This window comes from Streptomyces sp. C, from assembly GCF_000158895.1.
In the GTDB taxonomy this organism is placed as follows: Bacteria; Actinomycetota; Actinomycetes; order Streptomycetales; family Streptomycetaceae; genus Streptomyces; species Streptomyces racemochromogenes.
Window position 1 is genome coordinate 1,036,777 of sequence record NZ_GG657750.1, and the last position, 18,586, is coordinate 1,055,362.

Consider the following 18,586-nt stretch of genomic DNA (forward strand, 5'->3'; position numbering starts at 1 on the left):
TCCGGGCAGGGCCGCGTCCGAGGGGGTGACGCGGACGGAGACGGCGATCATCCCGGTGTAGTGCATGCTGCTGACGGCGGCGCCCATGACGAGGGAGGCCACGGCGACGGCCACCGGCGACTTGATGTTGAGGGCGGCCCACAGCGCGGCGGTGGCGGCGACGACGGCGATGGCGACCGAGAGGCCGACGGTGAGCGGGTCGTACGCGATCCGGCCGTGCAGGCGCAGGGCGGCCATGCCGAGGTAGTGCATGCTCGCGACCCCGAGTCCGGTGGTCAGGCCGCCGAGGACGAGGGAGCGGCCGCGGTCCCTGCCGTAGCCGACGGCGAAGACCCCGGCGCCGACGACGACCATGGCGACGAGCAGGCTCAGCAGGGTCATCGGCACGCTGTAGTGGATCTCGGTGCCGGTGACGTGGAAGCCGAGCATGGCGATGAAGTGCATCGTCCAGATGCCGGTGCCGATGGCGGAGGCGGCGGTGAGGAGCCAGTTGCGGCGGGAGGCGCCGGTGGCGGCGAGCGCGCGGACGGTGCAGCGCAGGCCGAGGGCGGCGCCGATCGACGCCATCACGTACGACAGTGCGGGTGTCAGCCAGCCATAGGCGGCGTGGTCCAGGTGTCCCATGGCCACGGGACGCTAGTGCGGGTGAGGGCGCGAACAAGGGGCGCATTTCGAAAGACGCTGCAACTGCTGGAATATGACAGAGAGACGTTCATCTCCGATCACCCCACGTGTCACCTTGTGCACGGTCCGCTGGGGTCGGGGCGGTGCGGGATCATGTGCGCATGAGCCGTATGAGTCGTACGAACGAAGACCACACGCATGTGCAGGAGTTCTTCGGGGCACGCGCAGCCGCCTGGGACGGGAAGTTCCCGGAGGACGGGCCCGCCTTCGCGACCGCCGTGGCGGAGTTCGGCGTGGGGCCCGGGCAGCGGGTGCTCGACGCGGGCTGCGGTACCGGGCGGGCGCTGGTCCCGCTCCGCGCGGCCGTCGGGCCGTCCGGAACCGTGCTCGGCGTGGACCTGACCGCGGAGATGCTGGCCGAGGCGCGACGGGCCGGCCGCGACCGCGAGGGGACCCTGCTGCGGGCCGACGTGGCCCGGCTGCCGCTGCGGGACGGGGCGCTGGACGCGGTCTTCGCCGCCGGACTGATCGCCCACCTGCCCGATCCCGCCGAGAACCTGCGCGAGCTCGCCCGCGTGGTCCGCCCCGGCGGCCGGCTCGCGCTCTTTCACCCCATCGGGCGAGCCGCGCTCGCCGCCCGCCACGGCCGCGAGCTGACCCCGGACGACCTGCGGCCCGAGCACAACCTCGGCCCGCTGCTGTCCGGTTCCGGCTGGCGGATGACCTCGTACGCCGACGAGGACGCCCGCTTCCTGGTCCTGGCCGTGCGCACGGACTGAGCGCGGCACGCACGGGGTCGGGCCGGGGCTACGCCGGGGGCTGGGCCTCCGCTCCGGTCGGGCGGCGCGGGTGCGGCACGGGGCAACCGCCTGCGCCGGGCACCGGGAACGTGCCGAGCTCGCCGACGTCGTAACCGTCGCGGTAGCCCTTGATCTCCGGGTTCTGGCGGGCGTAGTGCGGGGCGGTGCGCGGGGGCAGCAGCCGCACCGCCCGGCCGCGCAGCCGCAGCGCGCCCCGGACCAGGCGCTGGAGGCCGGGGCCCGGGGTGTCGTACCGGAACGCGGACAGCAGCGGCTCGTCGAGCAGGGCGAGGCTCGCGCGGCGCACGGCGGGGGCGAGCGGCGCCGGGTACCAGGAGGCCATCAGGTCGAGCGTGGAGTCGGCGACCGCGCGGCCGCCCTCGTCCCAGCCGAAGTGGGCCTTCTCGTAGGCGTCCAGGGTGGTCTCGAACTCCTCGTAGGTGCCCGGGATGTCCGTGATGCCCATGTGTCGGCCGAGGGCCGCGTAGTAGTTGGCGCAGGCCCGGCGCTCGTGGTGGGTCAGCGGGCGCCAGCCGTAGAGGTCGAGCCAGCGCGCCGGGATCACCACGAAGGTGCACAGGACGTAGCGCATGTCGTCGTTGGAGATGTCGTAGCTGCGGTGCATCTGGTTGACGCGGCGGATCGCGGTGCGCGCGGTGTCGCTCTCGAAGCCGTGCTCGACGACCGCGTCGAGGAGCAGGGAGGTGTCGTCGTACCGCTTCTGCGCCCGCTCGGTGAACTCGGCGGTTTCGGCGAGGAGGGCCCCGATGGAGGGGACGGCGTAGGTCCTGAAGAGCGCGAGCTCCAGGGCGCGGGTGAAGTCCCAGGGGAACTCGTAGGTGGCGGTGAGCCGGTAGATGGCGAGGAAGTCCTTGTCGGGGTCGAGCCGGAGGATCTCCCTCAGCCGGTCGTAACGCTGCACCGGTCTCCCTTTCTGTGGCGGGTCCCCAACTCTACGTGCAGGTAGCGGGCTTGGAAATCGATGCCCGTCGGGTCTCGACGGACGAGTTACCCGCTGGTTAAGGTGCGCCGACGAGAACGCGATCGGGATGCACCGGGAGGCCACGTGTCCGACGAGGAGGACGGGGGCTCGCTGTACGTGCTGACGGCCGTGCTGCTGACCCCCGCGCAGTTCCCGGCGGTGCTCGGAGACGACTTCCCCGAGGCGTGCGCGCATCTGGGCGTGGAGCCGGCCGCCGACGGCTACGGGCTGGTGCTGGGGCAGGACGAGGAGGGCGCGCGGTGGACGGTCGTCGTGGACGACGTCTCGCTCGTGGCCGCGGCCATCGCCTCCTGGGACTGCGGCATGGAGTACGACCTGTCCCCCGACGAGCGCACGATCGTGGCCTCGCTGGCGGGCTGGCCGCTGGAGCTGACGGTGTCGACGGCGGGCGTGCCCGAGCCGCACGACCCGGAGCAGGGCGCGGACGGCACGGGGCGGGTGCCGCTGGCGCCGCCGTCCGCGGAGGCGTGGGGGCCGGTGCAGCGGCGCCTGGGCGCGGACCAGATCGCCCGGGAGTGGGCGGACTGGCGCGAGCGGGTCGCGGAGGACGGCGGTGTGGCGGCGGCCGCGCACCCCGGGCTCGCGCGGGCGCTGGAGGAGGCCGCCGCGTACGGGCGGCAGGCCCCGCCGCCGGGGCGGGTCCGGTCGGCCTTCGCGGGCGAGGGCGTACGGACCCTGCGGGCCGACGGGCCCGGCTGGTCGCTGGTGGCCCGGACGGGCGGCCCGGCGTTCGTCCTGCTGGACGAGGAACCGGGCGGGGTCCTCTCCGTCCCCCGCGAAGGGGACGCCGGGCTGCCGGAACTGTCCGGCCTGCTGGCGGCACTGGACGGCGTGGCGGCCCGGCCGGCCTGAGCGGCCGGGCACGGGGTCGCGGCGCACCGGTCACGGCTGAGGGCGACCGGAACACGGAATCTGCAAAGCGCAATCTGCAATCTGCAATCTGCAATCGGAGTACGGGGGAACGTGATGGCGGGATCGACGGAGCCGGTGGAGTCACGGCCGGTGGGTGTGGTCGTGGGCGGCCGGGCGGAGGTCTTCGACGACGACTGGGGACGCGAGCGGGCGGTGATCCGGCTGGACGCCGAACGCTTCGGCCCCGAAGCCCTCTACGGGCTGGAGGACTTCTCCCACGTCGAGGTCGTGTACCACTTCGACCGGGTGCCGGTGGAGAAGATCGAGACGGGCGCCCGGCATCCGCGGGGCAACCAGGACTGGCCCCTGGTCGGGATCTTCGCCCAGCGCGGCAAGAACCGGCCCAACCGCATCGGCCTGTCCCGGTGCAGGGTGCTCGCGGTCAACGGCCTGGACGTGCACGTGGAGGGCCTGGACGCGGTGGACGGAACCCCCGTGCTCGACCTGAAGCCGTACATGACGGAGTTCGCCCCCCGCGGCGAGACCCGCCAGCCCCCGTGGGCGACGGCCCTGATGCGGGACTACTACTGAAGGGTGTTGCGAGCCTGCCCCTCTCGACGCCCTCGGGCCGCTGTGTCCGGGACCAGTGCCGCCCCGCCCGCGGCAGGACGTCGAAGAGCAGCCGCTGCGCGCGGGCGTCGCCCGCCAGCACCTCGTCCGCGTCTTCGACGATCAGCACGTACTGGTCGACGGGCACGGCCCCGCTTCTCGACCAGGTGCAGCCAGGGCCGGCCTTCTGCCGCCACCCGCGCCGCCCCCGTCACACGCGTTCGAGCGGGACGTGCGGGAGGGGCGGCAGGGTGGCGGTGATGGGGTCGCCGGGGCGGATCGTGCCGCCCCGGCGGACCACGCCCATGATCCCGGCCTTGCGGACCACCCGGCCCTCCTCGTCCCGGCCGACGACCTGCTTGAGCAGGCCGTCCTGGAAGGCGTTGATCTGCGGGCACGGGTTGCGCAGGCCCGTCACCTCCACCACCGCCTCCTCGCCTATGTGCAGCAGCGTGCCCGTCGGCAGGGCGTGCAGGTCTATGCCCTCGGTGGTCACGTTCTCCCCGAGCTGGCCCGGGGCGACGCTGAAGCCGGCTTCGGCGACCTCGTCGAACAGCTCCCGGTGGATCAGGTGGACCTGGCGCAGGTTGGGCAGGGTCGGGTCCTGCGCCACGCGCGAGCGGTGCTTGACCGTGACCCCGGCGTGGACGTCGCCCTCGACGCCGAGGCCGGCGAGGAGCGTGATGCTCTCCCGGTTGGGCTTGGTGAAGGAGTAATCGGCGTTGCTGCTGACGGCCGCGACGGTCGCGCCGTTCGCCGTGGCGCCGTTCGCCGCCGTGCCGTGCCCCGTGGTGGTGCTCATGAGAAAGTCCTGTGTCCCCCCTGCCGCCCCTGGCGGCCGAACTTCTGCTTCCGCCGTGGTCAACGTGCGGGCGCGGCCGTGTGTTCCCGGCCGGGTTCCGGGACGGACTGGCCGACGCGACGCTTGCCGGGGTCCGGGAGCCGCATGACGATGGGGCCCTCCGCGTACCCGGCTCCACGACCCCTCGGGAGGGTGACATGGGCGATCCGTCGTTGGCGCTGCCGGGCGGGGCCGATCCCGTCGAGCGCACGCGCGTCCTGCGGCGGGCGCACGAGGCCTTCACCCGGGACGGCCGCGTCGAGCCGCCGGTCCGGGCCGTCATCGCGCAGTCCTGGCGGCGGTGCGCGCGGGCGCGGGTCAGCCCGGAGTCCGCGCCCCGGCAGGCCCGGCCGGAGGCGGAGCTGCCGGCCTACCGGGAGCAGCATCCGCTGGCCCCGGTGATGCCGCTGTTCCGGGACCTGGTGGGGGCGTTCGCGGCGCGCGGGGCCCATCTGCTCGCGGTGTGCGACGCCCGCGGCGAGCTGCTGTGGGTCGAGGGGGAGACGGCCACCCTGCGCCGCGCCGAGCGGCTCGGCTTCGTACCGGGCACGCGCTGGGCGGAGTCGGCGATGGGGACCAACGCCCCCGGCACGGCGGTCGCCGTCGGGGAGCCGGTACAGGTCTTCGGCGCGGAGCACTTCAGCCGCCTCGTGCACCCCTGGACGTGCGCGGCGGCCCCGGTGCGGGACCCCGGCACCGGCCGGGTGCTCGGAGCGGTCGACATCACCGGCGGCGACGGGCTGGCCCACCCCCATTCGCTGGCGTTCGTGCAGGCGGTGGCGCGGGCCGCCGAGGCCCAGCTGGCGCTGCTGGCACCGGAACCGCCGCCCCGGGACACCCTCGCCGCGCTCGGGCGGGACGAGGCGGTGCTGGTGCTCGGCGGCCGGCGGATCCCGCTGGGGCGGCGGCACAGCGAGATCCTGACGCTGCTCGCGCACCACCCCGAGGGGCTGTCCGGGGAGGAGCTGGCCTTCGCCCTGTACGAGGAGGAGTCGGTTGCGGCGGTGACCCTGCGGGCGGAGATGTCCCGGCTGCGCGCCCTGCTCGGCGCCGGGAACCTGCTCTCCCGCCCGTACCGCACCGCCGTCCCCCTGGAGGCCGATTTCACGGCCGTGACCCGGCACTTGGCGGCGGGTGCCGTCTCCGCCGCCCTCACCCGCTACCCGGGCCCGCTGCTGCCGGCCTCCTCGGCGCCGGGTGTCGTCCGGCTGCGCCGGCGGATCGAGGAGCAGGCGCGGGCGGCGGTGATCGCCCGGGCGGATCCGGGGCTGCTGGCCGACTGGGTGTGCAGCCCGTGGGGCGCGGAGGATCCCGCGGTGTGGCGGGCGCTGGCCGAAGCCCTGCCGCCGCAGGGCCGGCCGGCCGCGCTGGCCCGCGTACGCTCCCTCGACGAGGAGCTCGGCGGCGGGCGTGCAACGTACCCGCAACCTGCCCGCCCCTAGCCTCCTCGCCGAGCGCTGTCCGACGGCGGCCGGCGCCCGGCAAGGGGAGGACAGCCATGGCCCGTTACGCGGCACCCGGCACCGAGGGCGCGCTGATGTCGTACGCGTCCCGCTACGGCCACTTCATCGGCGGGGAGTACGTGGAGCCGGCCCGCGGCCGGTACTTCGAGAACCCCTCCCCCGTCACCGGCCGGCCCTTCACCGAGGTCGCGCGCGGCACGGCGGAGGACGTGGAACGGGCCCTGGACGCCGCCCACGCGGCGGCCCCCGCCTGGGGGCGTACGTCCGTGACCGAGCGCTCCACGATCCTCCTGCGCATCGCGGACCGGATGGAGCAGCACCTGGAGGCCCTCGCCGTCGCGGAGACCTGGGAGAACGGCAAGCCGGTCCGCGAGACGCTGGCCGCGGACCTGCCGCTGGCCATCGACCAGTTCCGCTACTTCGCCGGTGCCCTGCGCGCGCAGGAGGGCGCGCTCAGCCAGCTCGACGACGACACGGTGGCCTACCACTTCCACGAGCCGCTGGGTGTGGTCGGCCAGATCATCCCGTGGAACTTCCCGATCCTGATGGCCGTGTGGAAGCTGGCCCCGGCACTGGCGGCGGGCAACACGGTGGTCCTCAAGCCGGCGGAACAGACCCCGGCCTCCGTGCACTACTGGCTGAGCCTGGTGGCGGACCTGCTGCCGCCGGGCGTGGTGAACGTCGTCAACGGCTTCGGCGAGGAGGCCGGCAAGCCCCTCGCCTCCAGCCCGCGCGTGGCCAAGATCGCCTTCACCGGGGAGACGACCACGGGCCGCCTGATCATGCAGTACGCGGCGGAGCACCTGAAGCCGGTGACGCTCGAACTCGGCGGCAAGAGTCCGAACATCTTCTTCGACGACATCTGGGCGACGGACGACGACCTGCGCGACAAGGCCCTGGAGGGCTTCACCATGTTCGCCCTCAACCAGGGCGAGGTGTGTACGAGCCCGTCGCGCGCCCTCATCGAGCGGGGCCGCTACGGCGACTTCCTCGACGCGGCGGTGGCCCGCACGGAACTCATCGTCCCGGGCCACCCCCTGGACACGGACACGATGATCGGCGCCCAGGCCTCGGAGGAGCAGCTGCGCAAGATCCTCTCGTACGTGGAGATCGGCCAGCAGGAGGGCGCGAAGATCCTGACCGGCGGCACCCGCATCGACCACGGCGGCGACCTGGCCGGCGGCTTCTACGTGGAGCCGACCATCTTCGAGGGCGACAACCGCATGCGGATCTTCCAGGAGGAGATCTTCGGCCCGGTGGTGTCGGTGACCTCCTTCCAGGACTTCGACGACGCCGTCCGCATAGCCAACGACACGGCCTACGGCCTGGGCGCGGGCGTCTGGAGCCGCGACATCAACACGGCCTACCGCGCGGGCCGCGCCATCCAGGCGGGCCGCGTCTGGACGAACTGCTACCACGCCTACCCCGCGCACGCGGCCTTCGGCGGCTACAAGCAGTCGGGCATCGGCCGGGAGACCCACAAGATGATGCTGGAGCACTACCAGCAGACGAAGAACCTTTTAGTAAGTTACTCCCCCAAGAAGCTCGGCTTCTTCTAAGAAGCCGAGAACGGTGCCTGACCTGCATAAACGCCACGGTCGGGCACCGTTCTTTGGCCTCGGGGAAGCAATAAAAACCGTTCGATTCCAGAGTCACTTCTCTCCGATATCCCACTCCAGAGGAAAGATCCGGGCCATACATGGGCCAGGGCGACCTCCGGACCACCCGGCTACCAGCAGACCCTGGCCGCTACACCACCCGACAACCCAACACCGACGCTCGGCGATGCCCGCGGCTGAGGTCTCGGGCGCCCCAGGGGCGAAGAAGATCTCCAGTAGTTCAGCCTCGTCGGGGTTGAAGCGGTCACGGAGCCGGAGAAGGACGCCCACAAGCAAGTGGCCAATGAGCTGTATCCGATCGACGCGGGCCTTCGCTTCGAGACGCCTTTGCGGATCGGCGGTTGCCTCGGTCACCAGGACCGGGCCGTTATCGTTGACCCGGGCACTGGGCAGACTGGCGGGCACGGGCCCAGCCTCCTGCATCACGGTCGCGGCGCGCCGGGCATCGTCAGCGGTACCTGCTGGAGAGGGGTCGCGAGCGAGGAGCCAGAGTGCCTCGGGGAGCGTGGCGGGCGTGTCATCCGCGCCGCCCGCTGGGAAAACGCCTCGGTGGGCAGGCGGAGCGTGCCGCCCACCTTCTGCATCCCGAGATCCTCGAACTTCATCTTCTGCAGCTCCCTCGTGGCCTGGTCCTTGAGGTCGGGCAGGCCCTTCGTCTGGGCGACCGCTGCGGCCTTCTGAAGACGGCCAAAGACATCGGAATACTCACCACCTCTCACAGCCGTGTGGCCATCGAGAAGGTTTGATCCACACCCTCACCCCGGACAGCCGTCCGCCGCCGTCACGCCCCTTCGATCCGTTGCGGCAGCGCCGGGCACCGATGTACCGCTACCGCTACTTGCCCTCGCGCGGCCAGGTGTGGAGGCCTTCCGGTCCGAGCCCGGCCCGAGCGAGGGGTGGCACCCCGACCGGCCGGGTCCCGCTCCTGTCGTCGCGGAGGTCGGTGGGTCAGCTCGCCGCCCGTACCGCGTCCCTGATCACGTCGGCGACCCGTGCGGGCTCGGAGAGGACGACGGCGTGGGAGGCGTCCGGAAGTTCGACGACGACGGCGCCGGCCCGTGTGGCGCCGAAGCGCTGGACCTCGGGGCTGATCGTGCGGTCCGACCCGGCCACCAGGGCCCAGGACGGTTTGGTCCGCCACGCCGCCGCGGATGCGGTCTCGGTGAAGGCGGCCGTGGCGAGCGGGCGTTGGGCCGCTGCCAGGACGCCGGCGATGTCCTCGGGCACGTCCGCCGCGAACACGGAGGGAAAGGCCGTCTCCTCGATGGTGACCTCGACCGCCGAGTCACCGTCGAGGAGCGGGTACGTCCACTCCTTCAGGTTGCCCGTCAGGGGGGATTCGGGAAAGCCCGCCTGGAGCTGGCCGAGGCTCTCGCCCTCGTGGGGCACGTAGGCGGCCACGTAGACGAGCGCCACGACGTTCTCCGCGGTGCCGGCCACGGTGATCAGCGCACCGCCGTACGAGTGGCCGACGAGTACGGCCGAGCCGTCGAGCTGGGCCAGGACGGAGGCGAGGTAGGCGGCATCCGACGTCAGGCCTCGCAGCGGGTTCGACGGAGCGATCACCGGGATACCGCTGCTCCGCAGTTCCGAGATGACGCCTATCCAGCCTGTCGCGTCGGCGAAGGCACCGTGCACCAGGACGACGGTGGGGTGGGTCATGCGAGTTCTCTTCTCGGTGTCGGGCCACGTGGGGGGCGTCGTCACGACGGTCAGGGTGTGGGTGCGGCCCGGAGTTCGACTGGAGGCCCGTGCGACCGTTACTCACGGTAGAGCCGTGGAAGCGGCACCTCTTGTCCGTGCGCGCATCCGCACTGGCACGACGGCGCACACGCGGCTCAGCGACTTCGCTCGTTCTGGGCGTCGGCAGTCGTCGGCGCGAAGGCCGAGGTCGCCAGCGCCTGCCATTCGCTGGGGCTCATGCCATAGGCCCCACGGAAGGTGCGGCTGAAGTGCGAGGGGCTGCTGAAGCCCCAGCGGTGGGCCACCGCGGCCATGGTGATTCTCCGGCTGGAGCGGCCCAGTTCGAGCCGGCAGAAATCGAGCCTGCGTTCCCGCACCCATTGGCTCACCGTGCTGCCGTCGTTCTGGAAGAGCTTCTGCAGGTACCGGACGGAGATGTGGTGGGCGCGTGCGATCGACTCCGGTGAGAGGTCCGGGTCCATCAGATGCTCTTCGATGTAGGCGCGGATCCGGGACAGCATCTCGTTGACGGCCCCGGACGCGTCGTCGGCCTCGTCCGTCGTGTCCGCTTCGAGGAGCTCCATGACCAGGACGGAGAGGAGGTGTACGGCCGTCCGGGCACGCCGGTCCCCGATCGTGGACCGGCGGAACTCCGCCTTGGCGGCGAGCGCGGTCAGGAAGTCGGACGCCAGCGCCCCGATCCCCTTCCCGCCGCGTACGGGTACGCCGAGCACCTGGTTCAGTTCCGACTCCGTGACGCCCAGATAGCACCGGGGCACCCGGAAGAAGATCATCTGGCAGTCTTCTCCGAACTGCAGCAGATGCCGTCGGGCCGGGTCGCAGAAGACAAGGTCGTTCGGCTCCAACAGGCTCTTGGCGCGCTCGTGGACGACGGTGACGGGCCCACGGACATGGACGCCGAGGTAGACGTGGGTCCGGTCGTTCGTCTCCGGCATCTCGGAAAGCATCTGGACCAGCCACCCCGAGCGGGAGGAGGGCGAGGCCGGATCGGGCGCTCGCCGGGGCACCCGTTCGGGCGCACGTGACATCAGTGTGGGGGTCATGGGGATTCCTAGCCGTAGGTGCGTGCGGGCGGAGGGCGGATTCACGCCCCGTTCGCCGGCTCCTCGGCCAGGAACTTCTCCACCACGGCGTTGAAGGCCGGCGGGTTCTCCAGGAAGGGGAAGTGCGAGCTCGCCACGTCGGAGGCGAAGACGTGCAGGCGTGCGCCGGGAATCCGCTCGGCGACGAAGCGCTGCGAATTGGGGTGCACATGGCTTCCCTCACAGCCGATCACCAGGGTCGGCACATCGATCCGGGGAAGCACGTCGCGCCAGTCCTGCGCGCAGTGGTCGAACAGCAGCGGTACGCCCGCGTAGGCGGGTGTCGACCGGATCTCCTCGCCGACGAAGGCCAGCACCTCGGGGTCGGGCTCGCCGGAGAACATGCCGCGCACGAACTCGGCGCGGACCGTGTCGCCCTCCGGCCCCGCGAGGGCCGCACCCAGGTACAACAGCCCCGACACATCGAAGATGGCACCGGAGTCCCGCTGTTCCCGCTCGGTCATCCAGGGCACGGCGGCGACCGCCGCGGGCTGGTCGACGGCGACGAAGCGCCGGATCCGTCCGGTCCCGTACTGGTCGATGAAGCTCCACCACACCGAGACACCCATGGACCAGCCCAGTGCGTCGAAACGGTCGAGACCGAGATGGTCGACGAGTTCGAGCACATCGCGGGAGAGCCGGGCGATGCGGTAGCCGTGCCGCGGCTTGCCGGATTTCCCATGGCCGCGGAGGTCGACGGTGACGACGCGACGGCCGGGCGCCAACCCCTCGATCTGGTGGCGGAACATCGCCTGCGTCTGCCCCCAGCCGTGCAGCATCACCAGCGGGACGCCCTCGCCGCCGGTGTCCTGGTACGCGAGCCGTGCGCCGTCCGTCGTGATCAGTTCCTTCATGACCTCTCCCCTGGTCAGAGGCGGTGCATCGCTCCCGCCCGTCCCGAACATCATCGAATGGGGCCCGCCGCCCGCACCACCGCGAGCTGTAGGAATCGGGCCGTGGATCCTCCTCGCTTTGTCGAAGCGAGTCCGTGGTCAGACGGCCCCGTCGCCGCCGGGGGCGAGGAGTTCCTCGATCCTGAGGCCGAGGTGCAGAGTGAGCCGGTGGGCGCCGTCGTCGAGGTCCAGTCCGGTGATCTCCTGGATCTGGCGCAGGCGGTAGTAGAGCGAGGTGCGGTGGATTCCCAGCGCGTCCGCGGTCCGGGGAATCGATCCCGCGTGTTCGAGGAAGCAGCGCAGCGTGTCCCGCAGGCGGTCGCCGGCATGAGCCTCGCTCAGGGTACGGAGCGGCTTCGGGACCAGGGACGCGTTCAGGGCGTGCTCAGGGAGCTGGAGCAGCACGGCGAGTTCCCCGAGCAGCTCCCAGTCACCGGCGCTCTTCAGGGTGGGCAGTCGGCGTGCCGCGCGCGCCGCCACCAGCGCCTGCTCGTACGACGTCCATGCATCGTCCAGGCCGGGGTGTCGGCCACCGACGCCGATCACCGGGTCCGCCGACGGGCCCAGGAAGGTGCGGAGTTCGTCCAGGATGCGAGCGGACTGTGCCGTGACCTCGTCCTGGCCGGGTGGGCGGTCGCGCAGCTGGAGCAGCGTCGCCCGCTCCTTGCCGATCGCGATGAGGCCCTGGGCAGAGCGCGTCTGCCGGAACCCCTCCAACGCCCCCCACAGGGCAGCCTCGGACTGCCGCACGAACTCCGTCGCGCAGCTCAGCTGGACGACGGTGACAAGGACGTGCTCCGCCGCTCCGAGCAGTCCGAGTTCCTTGCCTCGCCGCCGTGCGGTGGTACGGGCGGCGACGTCGGTACCGACGAGTGCGAGGACCAGGTCCCGCTCGTCGACCCTCCGGGTGTCGGCGGCGATGTACTCTCCGAACATCTGGGCGGCCATGGCGTCCGCGGCCCGGGCGATGGCATGTGTCTCCCGCTCTCCTAGCGCCTTCTCGGGCACGACCACCATGAGCAGCCCGAGGAGGTGCCCGCGCTCGCGCAGCGGCACGACGTAACGGGGCAGCAGTCCGAGATCGTCACGGCCGTCGATGAATCCGGCTCGGGACCACTGGGTCACGCCCTGGGCGAGGACGTAGCGGATGGTCGCGTTGTCGGCGCGGCCCTGCAACAGGGTGCCGATGCGGACCGGGTCCTCGTCGCCGAAGTGGCGGCTCGTGCAGACCATGCGGACCAGCGGGTCGTCGACGGCGACGGACCGGCCGAGCCGCTCCGCGAGCTCGTCGACAAGCGCCTGGAGCTCGGGGCTGCCGGGGCGGGCTCGCAGGAGCCTTACGGTCACGCGCTGTTCCTCTCTCGATCAACGGTTCCCCGCGGACTTCTCCATTCCGCGGCTCTTGATCATTCTGAGGAAGCGACGACGTCGGCACATCACACGAATCGTCCATTGCCATGACACCCACGGGGGATACGAAGTGACTACTCTCCGCTGTCGCGATGCTTCACCAGCCGGGTCAGTTCCACGCGCGAGGTGATGTCCAGCTTGGTGAAGGCCCGGCGCAGATGCGAACTCACCGTGTGCGGCGAGAGGGAGAGGTACTCGGCCACCTGCTGGTTGGTCAGCCCTTGTGCCACGAGCCGTACCACCCGTATCTCCGCGGCCGTCAGCTCGGGCCATGCCCCGGAGAGCCCGGCCGTCGAGGGCCGGCGGCGGACACCAGCGGCCCGCAGACGCCGGCGGACGCGTGCGACGTCCCTCTCGGCGCCCGCTCGCACATAGAGCGTGAGGGCCGTCTCGAAGTACGGGACCGCTTCCGGCTTGCGGGTGACCGCCAGCTTGCGTCCGGCGTCCTCCAGCGCCGACGCCCGGGCCAGCACCCGAGAGCAGTTCTCGTACAGCCGAACGGCGCGTACGAGAGGGGCGAGGTCGTTGTCGAGGAGCCCCCGGGCGTGCGCGGCGGTTGCGGCGAGGAACGGGAGGTCGGGATTGAGCACGACTCGCTTCTCGGCCATGGCGACCGCCTGCACGGCCCGTTCGTGCCTGCCCGCGCGCAGCGCCAGGCGGACGAGCACCGGGGCGTCGGCAGGGTCGATCAGGCCGGCGTAGGCGGGCCGGTCCGCGGCGGGCGACGTCATCACCGCGTCGAGCTCGGCCATGGCGCGGTCGGGCCGGCCTTCGTAGTCGGCCATCAGCGCCAGCATCCAGGTGCCGAAGTGCCGGACGACGGGTGCGTCGTCGCTCCGCATGCGCCGCGCCTGTGCCGCGTACGCCTCCGCGGTCTGCCGGTCGCCGGTGTGGAGGGCGACGCGCAGCATCACGTACCGGAGCGTGACATCGGCGAGGTTGCCCGGGCCGGGTTCGTCGGTCGCCGGGGACGCGGCTTCCGCGTCGGCCCGGGCGTCCGACAGCCGTCCGGTCTCCAGATAGATGCGGGTGCGGGTCATAAGCCACATGCGGGTGGCGGCCGTCCGGCCCTGCTCCCTGGTGATCCGGATGCCCTCCTCCGCGACGGCGAGCGCCTCCGCGGTGCGTCCGGTGGTGTTCGACAGGAGGGCGTGCCACAAGGCCTCCGGCAGCCACAGCGAGGTGCTGACGCCCAGGGCGTCGGCCAGCGCGGCGGCCCTCTCGGCCTGCCGGAACGCCTCGGCCAGGTCCATGCGGTGGAAGCTCACGGCCGAGCGGACCGTCGTCAGCGTGGCCTCGGCGGTGCGGTCTCCCGCTGCCGCCGCGGTGTCCCACGCCTGCGCGGCGACCTGCTCGGCCGCCGCGTGTTCGCCCGACATCGACAGGCCGACGGCGAGCATGGCGAGCAGTCGCCCCCTCGCGGTCAGGGAGATCCCGGGCAGTGCCGCCCCGGCTCGGGCCTGCCGGACCGCCTCGGAGAAGTCGAACTGTACGGCGAGGCGTGCCAGGGCCAGGCGTATGAGCGCCTCGTCCTCGGGTCCGAGACCGCCGGCCGCCAGGGCGGTGGCTCCCAGTTCACGCGCCTGGGCGGCCCGGCCCGTCTGCCAGAGCAGCGGGATCGTCTCGGCGATGACCCGAGGCCGCTCCGAAGCGTCCGCGGAGGTGAGTTCCAGGGCCATGAGGCTGCGTTCCGCAGCGGGTCCGGGAGCCGTGGCCGCGTACTCCGCCGCGGCGGTGCGCAGCCGGTCGGCCTCCGCCCCGTCTCCCGTCCCGGCCTCCGCCGCAGCTGCCGGTGCTCTCCCGGCCGACGGCCCGGGATGCTCGACAGCGAAGACCGCGCTCCCCGCCGGCAGCTCGGCGGCTTGATCACGCAGGGCCAGACGCAGGGGCAGGGGAAGGCCGGCTTCCACCGCCTCGCGGATCAGGTCGTGGCGGAAGGCGAGGCGATCGCCGCTCTCGGTGAGCAGATCGGCGTCGAGGGATTCCCGTATCGCTGTGATGAGCGCCGCCGAGGACCTGCCGAGCAGTTCGGCCAGCACCGCGACGGTGACCGGGCCGCCCACGGCGGCCGCCGTCTGCACCAGTTCCCGTGCCTCGTCGGACAGCTGGTCGATACGGCCCACGACAGAGGGGAGTGCCCGTGGGGCGGGGGGTCCGGCCGACAGCCCGGCCGTGCCGTTGTCGATCGTCACCGCCTCCCGCAGCGACCCGAGCAGCTCGACCAGCAGCTGCGGGACTCCTTCGGCGCGGCGGGCGACGCGGAGGACGTCCGGGTCGGGAGCGGCGCCGAGGATGTCCTCGGTGATCCGTGTGGTGGCCTGGTCGTCCAGCGCTCCCAGCGCCAGCTCGTGTGCGCCTGCCTGCCGGATCCGGTCCAGGGTCGTGCGCACTCCCGACGGCACGCTGCCGCCGCGCACGGCGACCAGCCACAGGATGGCGTGCGACGAGAGTCCGGCCGCGAGGGTGTTGAAGGTGAGAAGGGTCAGGTCGTCGCACCACTGGAGGTCGTCGAGGACGACAAGCAGGGGGCCGTTCCGAGCCGCCTCTCGCAGGCGGTCCCCCAGTTCCTGGAGCAGCCAGAAGCGCTGGCCGGGTGCCGTGGCGAGGTCCCTGAGGCGGACGGCGCCCGACAGCGGTTCCTCGTCGGAGAGCAGACCGTCGAGGAGCGGGCCGAGCGGTACGAACTGTTCGTCGGGGTCAGCCGCCCCCTCGAACACCCGCGTCCCGCGCCGCCTCGCGGACGCCGCGGCCTCGGCGAGGATCCTGGACCTGCCGATGCCGGCGGGGCCCTCGACGCGGACGATCCCGCCTTCGCCCCGGCCGAGCGCGTCGAGCCGCTCCTCGATGAACGCCATTTCGGCGTCCCTGCCCCGGAGGGGTGTCCGTACGCCGTCGAGCTCCTCGGGCACGGTCCTTGTCGTCACTCGGTTCACGCTCATACGGCGAAACAGTATGAACCATATGAACCACCCCGCCGTCGCCCGGCCCAGGGGCCCGTCTCAGTCGAAGCGCAGGTCGGCGAGTTGCCGTTCGAGGACGGTGACGTCGTCCTCGGGCTCTTCACCGACCGGGCGCGCCGCCATGAGCGCGGCGAGCTCGACGCCCGCCCGGCGCACGCGGCCGGGAAGGCCGTCGGTGTACTCGTCTCCACCCGAGCCCCAGTCCTCTGAAGCCGCGAACACGGCGGTGGGGAGGACGACGGCGCGGAGATAGGCGAAGAGCGGGCGCACGGCGTGCTCAAGGACCAGGGAATGGCGCGCGGTACCGCCCGTCGCCGCGATCAGGACCGGCTTCCCGGAAAGGGTGTCCGGATCGATCACGTCGAAGAAGGACTTGAAGAGACCGCTGTAGGAAGCCGCGAACACGGGAGTCACCACGATCAGGCCGTCGGCTGCCGTCGCCGCGTCGATCGCGGCGCTCAGTCGCGGCGGCGGAAAGCCGGTCACGAGGTGGTTGGCGATGTCGCCGGCCAGTTCCCGCAGCTCCACGACCTCGGTCGACGGCGCCTGCCCCCGGGCGGCGAGTTCGTCGCGGGCCGCCTCGGCCAGCCGGTCCGCGAGCAGGCGGGTGGAGGAGGGGGTGCTCAGCCCCGCGGAGACGACGATCAGCTTCATGCGGCGGACACCTCCCGGACGGCTCGGAGGGACGCGTGCGTGGGGGCCTGCGGCACGTCGGCCGGACGTCCCTTCGTGAACTCCCTCCGCAGCACGGGCACGACCTCTTCGCCGAGGATGTCCAGCTGTTCAAGGACTGTCTTCAGGGGCAGGCCCGCGTGGTCCATCAGGAACAGCTGGCGCTGGTAGTCGCCGACGCTCTCCCGGAACGACAGGGTCCGCTCAATGACCTGCTGGGGAGAGCCCACCGTCAACGGGGTCTGCTCGGTGAAGTCCTCCAGCGACGGGCCGTGGCCGTACACGGGAGCGTTGTCGAAGTAGGGACGGAACTCCCGTACGGCGTCCTGGGAGTTCTTCCGCATGAAGACCTGTCCGCCCAGGCCGACGATGGCGTCCTCCGGCCGGCCGTGGCCGTGGTGCGCGAACCGGCGCCGGTAGAGCTGCACCATGCGCCGGGTGTGGTCGGCCGGCCAGAAGATGTTGTTGTGGAAGAAGCCGTCTCCGTAGAAGGCGGCCTGCTCCGCGATCTCGGGGGACCTGATGGAGCCGTGCCAGACGAAGGGCGGGACGCCGTCCAGGGGCCGCGGTGTCGAGGTGAAGGCCTGGAGCGGCGTCCGGAACGTGCCCTCCCAGTCCACGACGTCCTCGCGCCACAGCCGGCGCAGCAGCGTGTAGTTCTCCTTGGCGAGGTTGATGCCCTGGCGGATGTCCTGGCCGAACCACGGGTAGACCGGACCGGTGTTGCCGCGCCCCAGCATGAGGTCGACCCGGCCGTCGGCCAGGTGCTGGAGCATCGCGTAGTCCTCGGCGATCTTCACCGGGTCGTTCGTGGTGATCAGCGTCGTGGACGTGGACAGGATCAGCTTCTCGGTGCGGGCGGCGATGTGGCCGAGCATGGTGGTCGGCGACGACGGTACGAACGGCGGGTTGTGGTGCTCGCCGGTCGCGAAGACGTCCAGGCCGACCTCCTCGGTCTTGAGCGCGATGGCCACCATCGCCTTGATGCGCTCGCGTTCGGTCGGAGTGCGACCGTTGGTGGGGTCGGGGGTCACGTCCCCGACGGTGAAGATGCCGAACTGCATGGGGTGTCTGCTCTCCTGAGCTCGTCCGGTTCCGCGCCGGGGAACCGGGGGCCGGGGTGACGCCGGGGGCTCCGGCGTCACCCGGCGGGTGGGCGGTGCGGCGTCACTTCGCCAGGAAGGCGAGGAGGGCGGTGTTGACCTCCTCGGCGTGGGTCCACAGCAGACCGTGCGGGGCGCCCTCGATCTCGACGTAGTCGGCCGACGGGAGCGCCTTGTGGAACGGGCGCGCCGTGCCCTCGGCCGGCAGGATGCGGTCGGCGGTGCCGTGCAGGATCAGGGCCGGCACGTCGACGGTCGGTATGTCGGCGCGGAAGTCGGTGTACCAGGTCGCCGGCGCGGCGGACGCGGCGAAGGAGCCGCCGCGGGCAGCGGTGTTCCAGCTGTTGCGAACGGCCTCCTCGCTGATGCGGGTGCCCAGGTTCTCGTCGAGGTTGTAGAAGTCGTTGAAGAAGGCCGTGTAGTAGGCGTAGCGGTCGGCCTTGACGGCGGCGACGACGCCGTCGAAGAACTCCTTCGGGGCGACGCCCTCCGGGTTGTCGTCGCTCTTCAGCAGGCAGGGCTCGAGCGAGGCCAGGAAGGCGACCTTGGCGACACGGCCGGAGCCGTACGTGGACACGTAGCGGGCGACCTCGCCGGTGCCCATGGAGAATCCGACCAGGACGGCGTCCTTCAGGTCGAGGGTCTCCATCACGGTGTTCAGGTCGGCCGCGAAGGTGTCGTAGTCGTAGCCGGTGGTCGGCTGCGAGGACCGCCCGAAACCGCGGCGGTCGTACGTGATCACGCGGTAGCCGGCGTCGAGCAGAGCGGCGCTCTGGCGCTCCCAGGAGTGGCCGTCGAGCGGGAAGCCGTGGATGAGGACGACCGGCTGCCCGCCACCCTGGTCCTCGAAGTACAGCTCGATGGGGTTGGTGTTCTTCTGGCCCACGGTGATGTACGGCATGGGGATGCTTCCTCGATTCGGGTCGGCTGGTCCGCGCGTCGAAGCGGCGC

General features: G+C 71.9%; 16 protein-coding genes. 5 read left to right on the forward strand and 11 right to left on the reverse strand.

Annotated features, from left to right (window positions below; translation table 11 throughout):
• Nucleotides 1–624 (reverse strand): MHYT domain-containing protein (locus tag SSNG_RS04580; protein WP_007262631.1); only part of this gene is annotated, 624 nt, incomplete at its 3' end.
• 170 nt (nucleotides 625–794) lie between these two features.
• Between SSNG_RS04580 and SSNG_RS04585 the strand changes: the two genes are divergently transcribed.
• Nucleotides 795–1,403 (forward strand): class I SAM-dependent methyltransferase, encoded by a 609-nt coding sequence (locus SSNG_RS04585; RefSeq protein ID WP_042800539.1) that lies wholly within the window; start codon nucleotides 795–797, stop codon nucleotides 1,401–1,403.
• A gap of 28 nt (nucleotides 1,404–1,431) precedes the next feature.
• On the opposite strand, the gene SSNG_RS04590 is transcribed toward SSNG_RS04585, so the two are convergent.
• Nucleotides 1,432–2,346 (reverse strand): oxygenase MpaB family protein, encoded by a 915-nt coding sequence (locus SSNG_RS04590; RefSeq protein ID WP_007262633.1) that lies wholly within the window; start codon nucleotides 2,344–2,346, stop codon nucleotides 1,432–1,434.
• 144 nt (nucleotides 2,347–2,490) lie between these two features.
• Between SSNG_RS04590 and SSNG_RS04595 the strand changes: the two genes are divergently transcribed.
• Together SSNG_RS04595 and SSNG_RS04600 are read left to right on the forward strand one after the other, a co-directional pair.
• Nucleotides 2,491–3,279 (forward strand): hypothetical protein, encoded by a 789-nt coding sequence (locus SSNG_RS04595; RefSeq protein ID WP_007262634.1) that lies wholly within the window; start codon nucleotides 2,491–2,493, stop codon nucleotides 3,277–3,279.
• 114 nt (nucleotides 3,280–3,393) lie between these two features.
• The gene (locus tag SSNG_RS04600; RefSeq protein ID WP_042800540.1) at nucleotides 3,394–3,870 is read left to right on the forward strand and encodes an SAM-dependent methyltransferase; all 477 of its coding nucleotides are present in this window, start codon (nucleotides 3,394–3,396) and stop codon (nucleotides 3,868–3,870) included.
• A 229-nt stretch (nucleotides 3,871–4,099) separates the two neighbouring features.
• Here the strand turns inward: SSNG_RS04600 and SSNG_RS04605 are convergent, their stop codons facing one another.
• Nucleotides 4,100–4,690 (reverse strand): MOSC domain-containing protein, encoded by a 591-nt coding sequence (locus SSNG_RS04605; RefSeq protein WP_007262636.1) that lies wholly within the window; start codon nucleotides 4,688–4,690, stop codon nucleotides 4,100–4,102.
• 197 nt (nucleotides 4,691–4,887) lie between these two features.
• On the opposite strand from SSNG_RS04605, the gene SSNG_RS04610 reads away from it, so the two are divergent.
• Both SSNG_RS04610 and SSNG_RS04615 read left to right on the forward strand, forming a co-directional pair.
• On the forward strand, nucleotides 4,888–6,171 hold the full coding sequence (locus tag SSNG_RS04610; protein ID WP_007262637.1) for a helix-turn-helix domain-containing protein: 1,284 nt from the start codon (nucleotides 4,888–4,890) through the stop codon (nucleotides 6,169–6,171).
• A 56-nt stretch (nucleotides 6,172–6,227) separates the two neighbouring features.
• Complete coding sequence (locus tag SSNG_RS04615; RefSeq protein ID WP_007262638.1) at nucleotides 6,228–7,751, forward strand: aldehyde dehydrogenase family protein; 1,524 nt, start codon at nucleotides 6,228–6,230, stop codon at nucleotides 7,749–7,751.
• Between the two features lie 1,008 nt (nucleotides 7,752–8,759).
• Here SSNG_RS04615 and SSNG_RS04630 read toward each other — a convergent pair.
• The 8 genes from SSNG_RS04630 to SSNG_RS04665 form a co-directional block, all read right to left on the reverse strand.
• The gene (locus tag SSNG_RS04630) at nucleotides 8,760–9,473 is read right to left on the reverse strand and encodes an alpha/beta hydrolase (protein WP_007262641.1); all 714 of its coding nucleotides are present in this window, start codon (nucleotides 9,471–9,473) and stop codon (nucleotides 8,760–8,762) included.
• A 176-nt stretch (nucleotides 9,474–9,649) separates the two neighbouring features.
• Entirely contained in the window at nucleotides 9,650–10,450 is an 801-nt protein-coding gene (locus SSNG_RS04635; RefSeq protein ID WP_241694991.1) for a helix-turn-helix domain-containing protein, read from the reverse strand.
• Between the two features lie 149 nt (nucleotides 10,451–10,599).
• Nucleotides 10,600–11,451, reverse strand: a complete 852-nt coding sequence (locus tag SSNG_RS04640) for an alpha/beta hydrolase (RefSeq protein WP_042800542.1) — start codon at nucleotides 11,449–11,451, stop codon at nucleotides 10,600–10,602.
• A 138-nt stretch (nucleotides 11,452–11,589) separates the two neighbouring features.
• Nucleotides 11,590–12,837, reverse strand: coding sequence for a helix-turn-helix domain-containing protein (locus tag SSNG_RS04645; RefSeq protein WP_007262644.1), 1,248 nt, complete (start codon nucleotides 12,835–12,837; stop codon nucleotides 11,590–11,592).
• Nucleotides 12,838–12,974: 137 nt separating this feature from the next.
• Nucleotides 12,975–15,839 (reverse strand): LuxR family transcriptional regulator, encoded by a 2,865-nt coding sequence (locus SSNG_RS04650; RefSeq protein ID WP_128636866.1) that lies wholly within the window; start codon nucleotides 15,837–15,839, stop codon nucleotides 12,975–12,977.
• Nucleotides 15,840–15,899: 60 nt separating this feature from the next.
• Nucleotides 15,900–16,514: an FMN reductase gene (locus SSNG_RS04655; protein WP_007262646.1), complete on the reverse strand. Its 615-nt coding sequence runs from the start codon at nucleotides 16,512–16,514 to the stop codon at nucleotides 15,900–15,902.
• A complete protein-coding gene (locus SSNG_RS04660) occupies nucleotides 16,511–17,596 on the reverse strand; it encodes an LLM class flavin-dependent oxidoreductase (protein WP_007262647.1) in 1,086 nt (361 codons plus the stop codon). The genes SSNG_RS04655 and SSNG_RS04660 overlap by 4 nt, the downstream gene beginning before the upstream one ends.
• 103 nt (nucleotides 17,597–17,699) lie before the next feature.
• Complete coding sequence (locus SSNG_RS04665; protein ID WP_007262648.1) at nucleotides 17,700–18,536, reverse strand: alpha/beta hydrolase; 837 nt, start codon at nucleotides 18,534–18,536, stop codon at nucleotides 17,700–17,702.
• Between the last annotated feature and the right edge of the window lie 50 nt (nucleotides 18,537–18,586).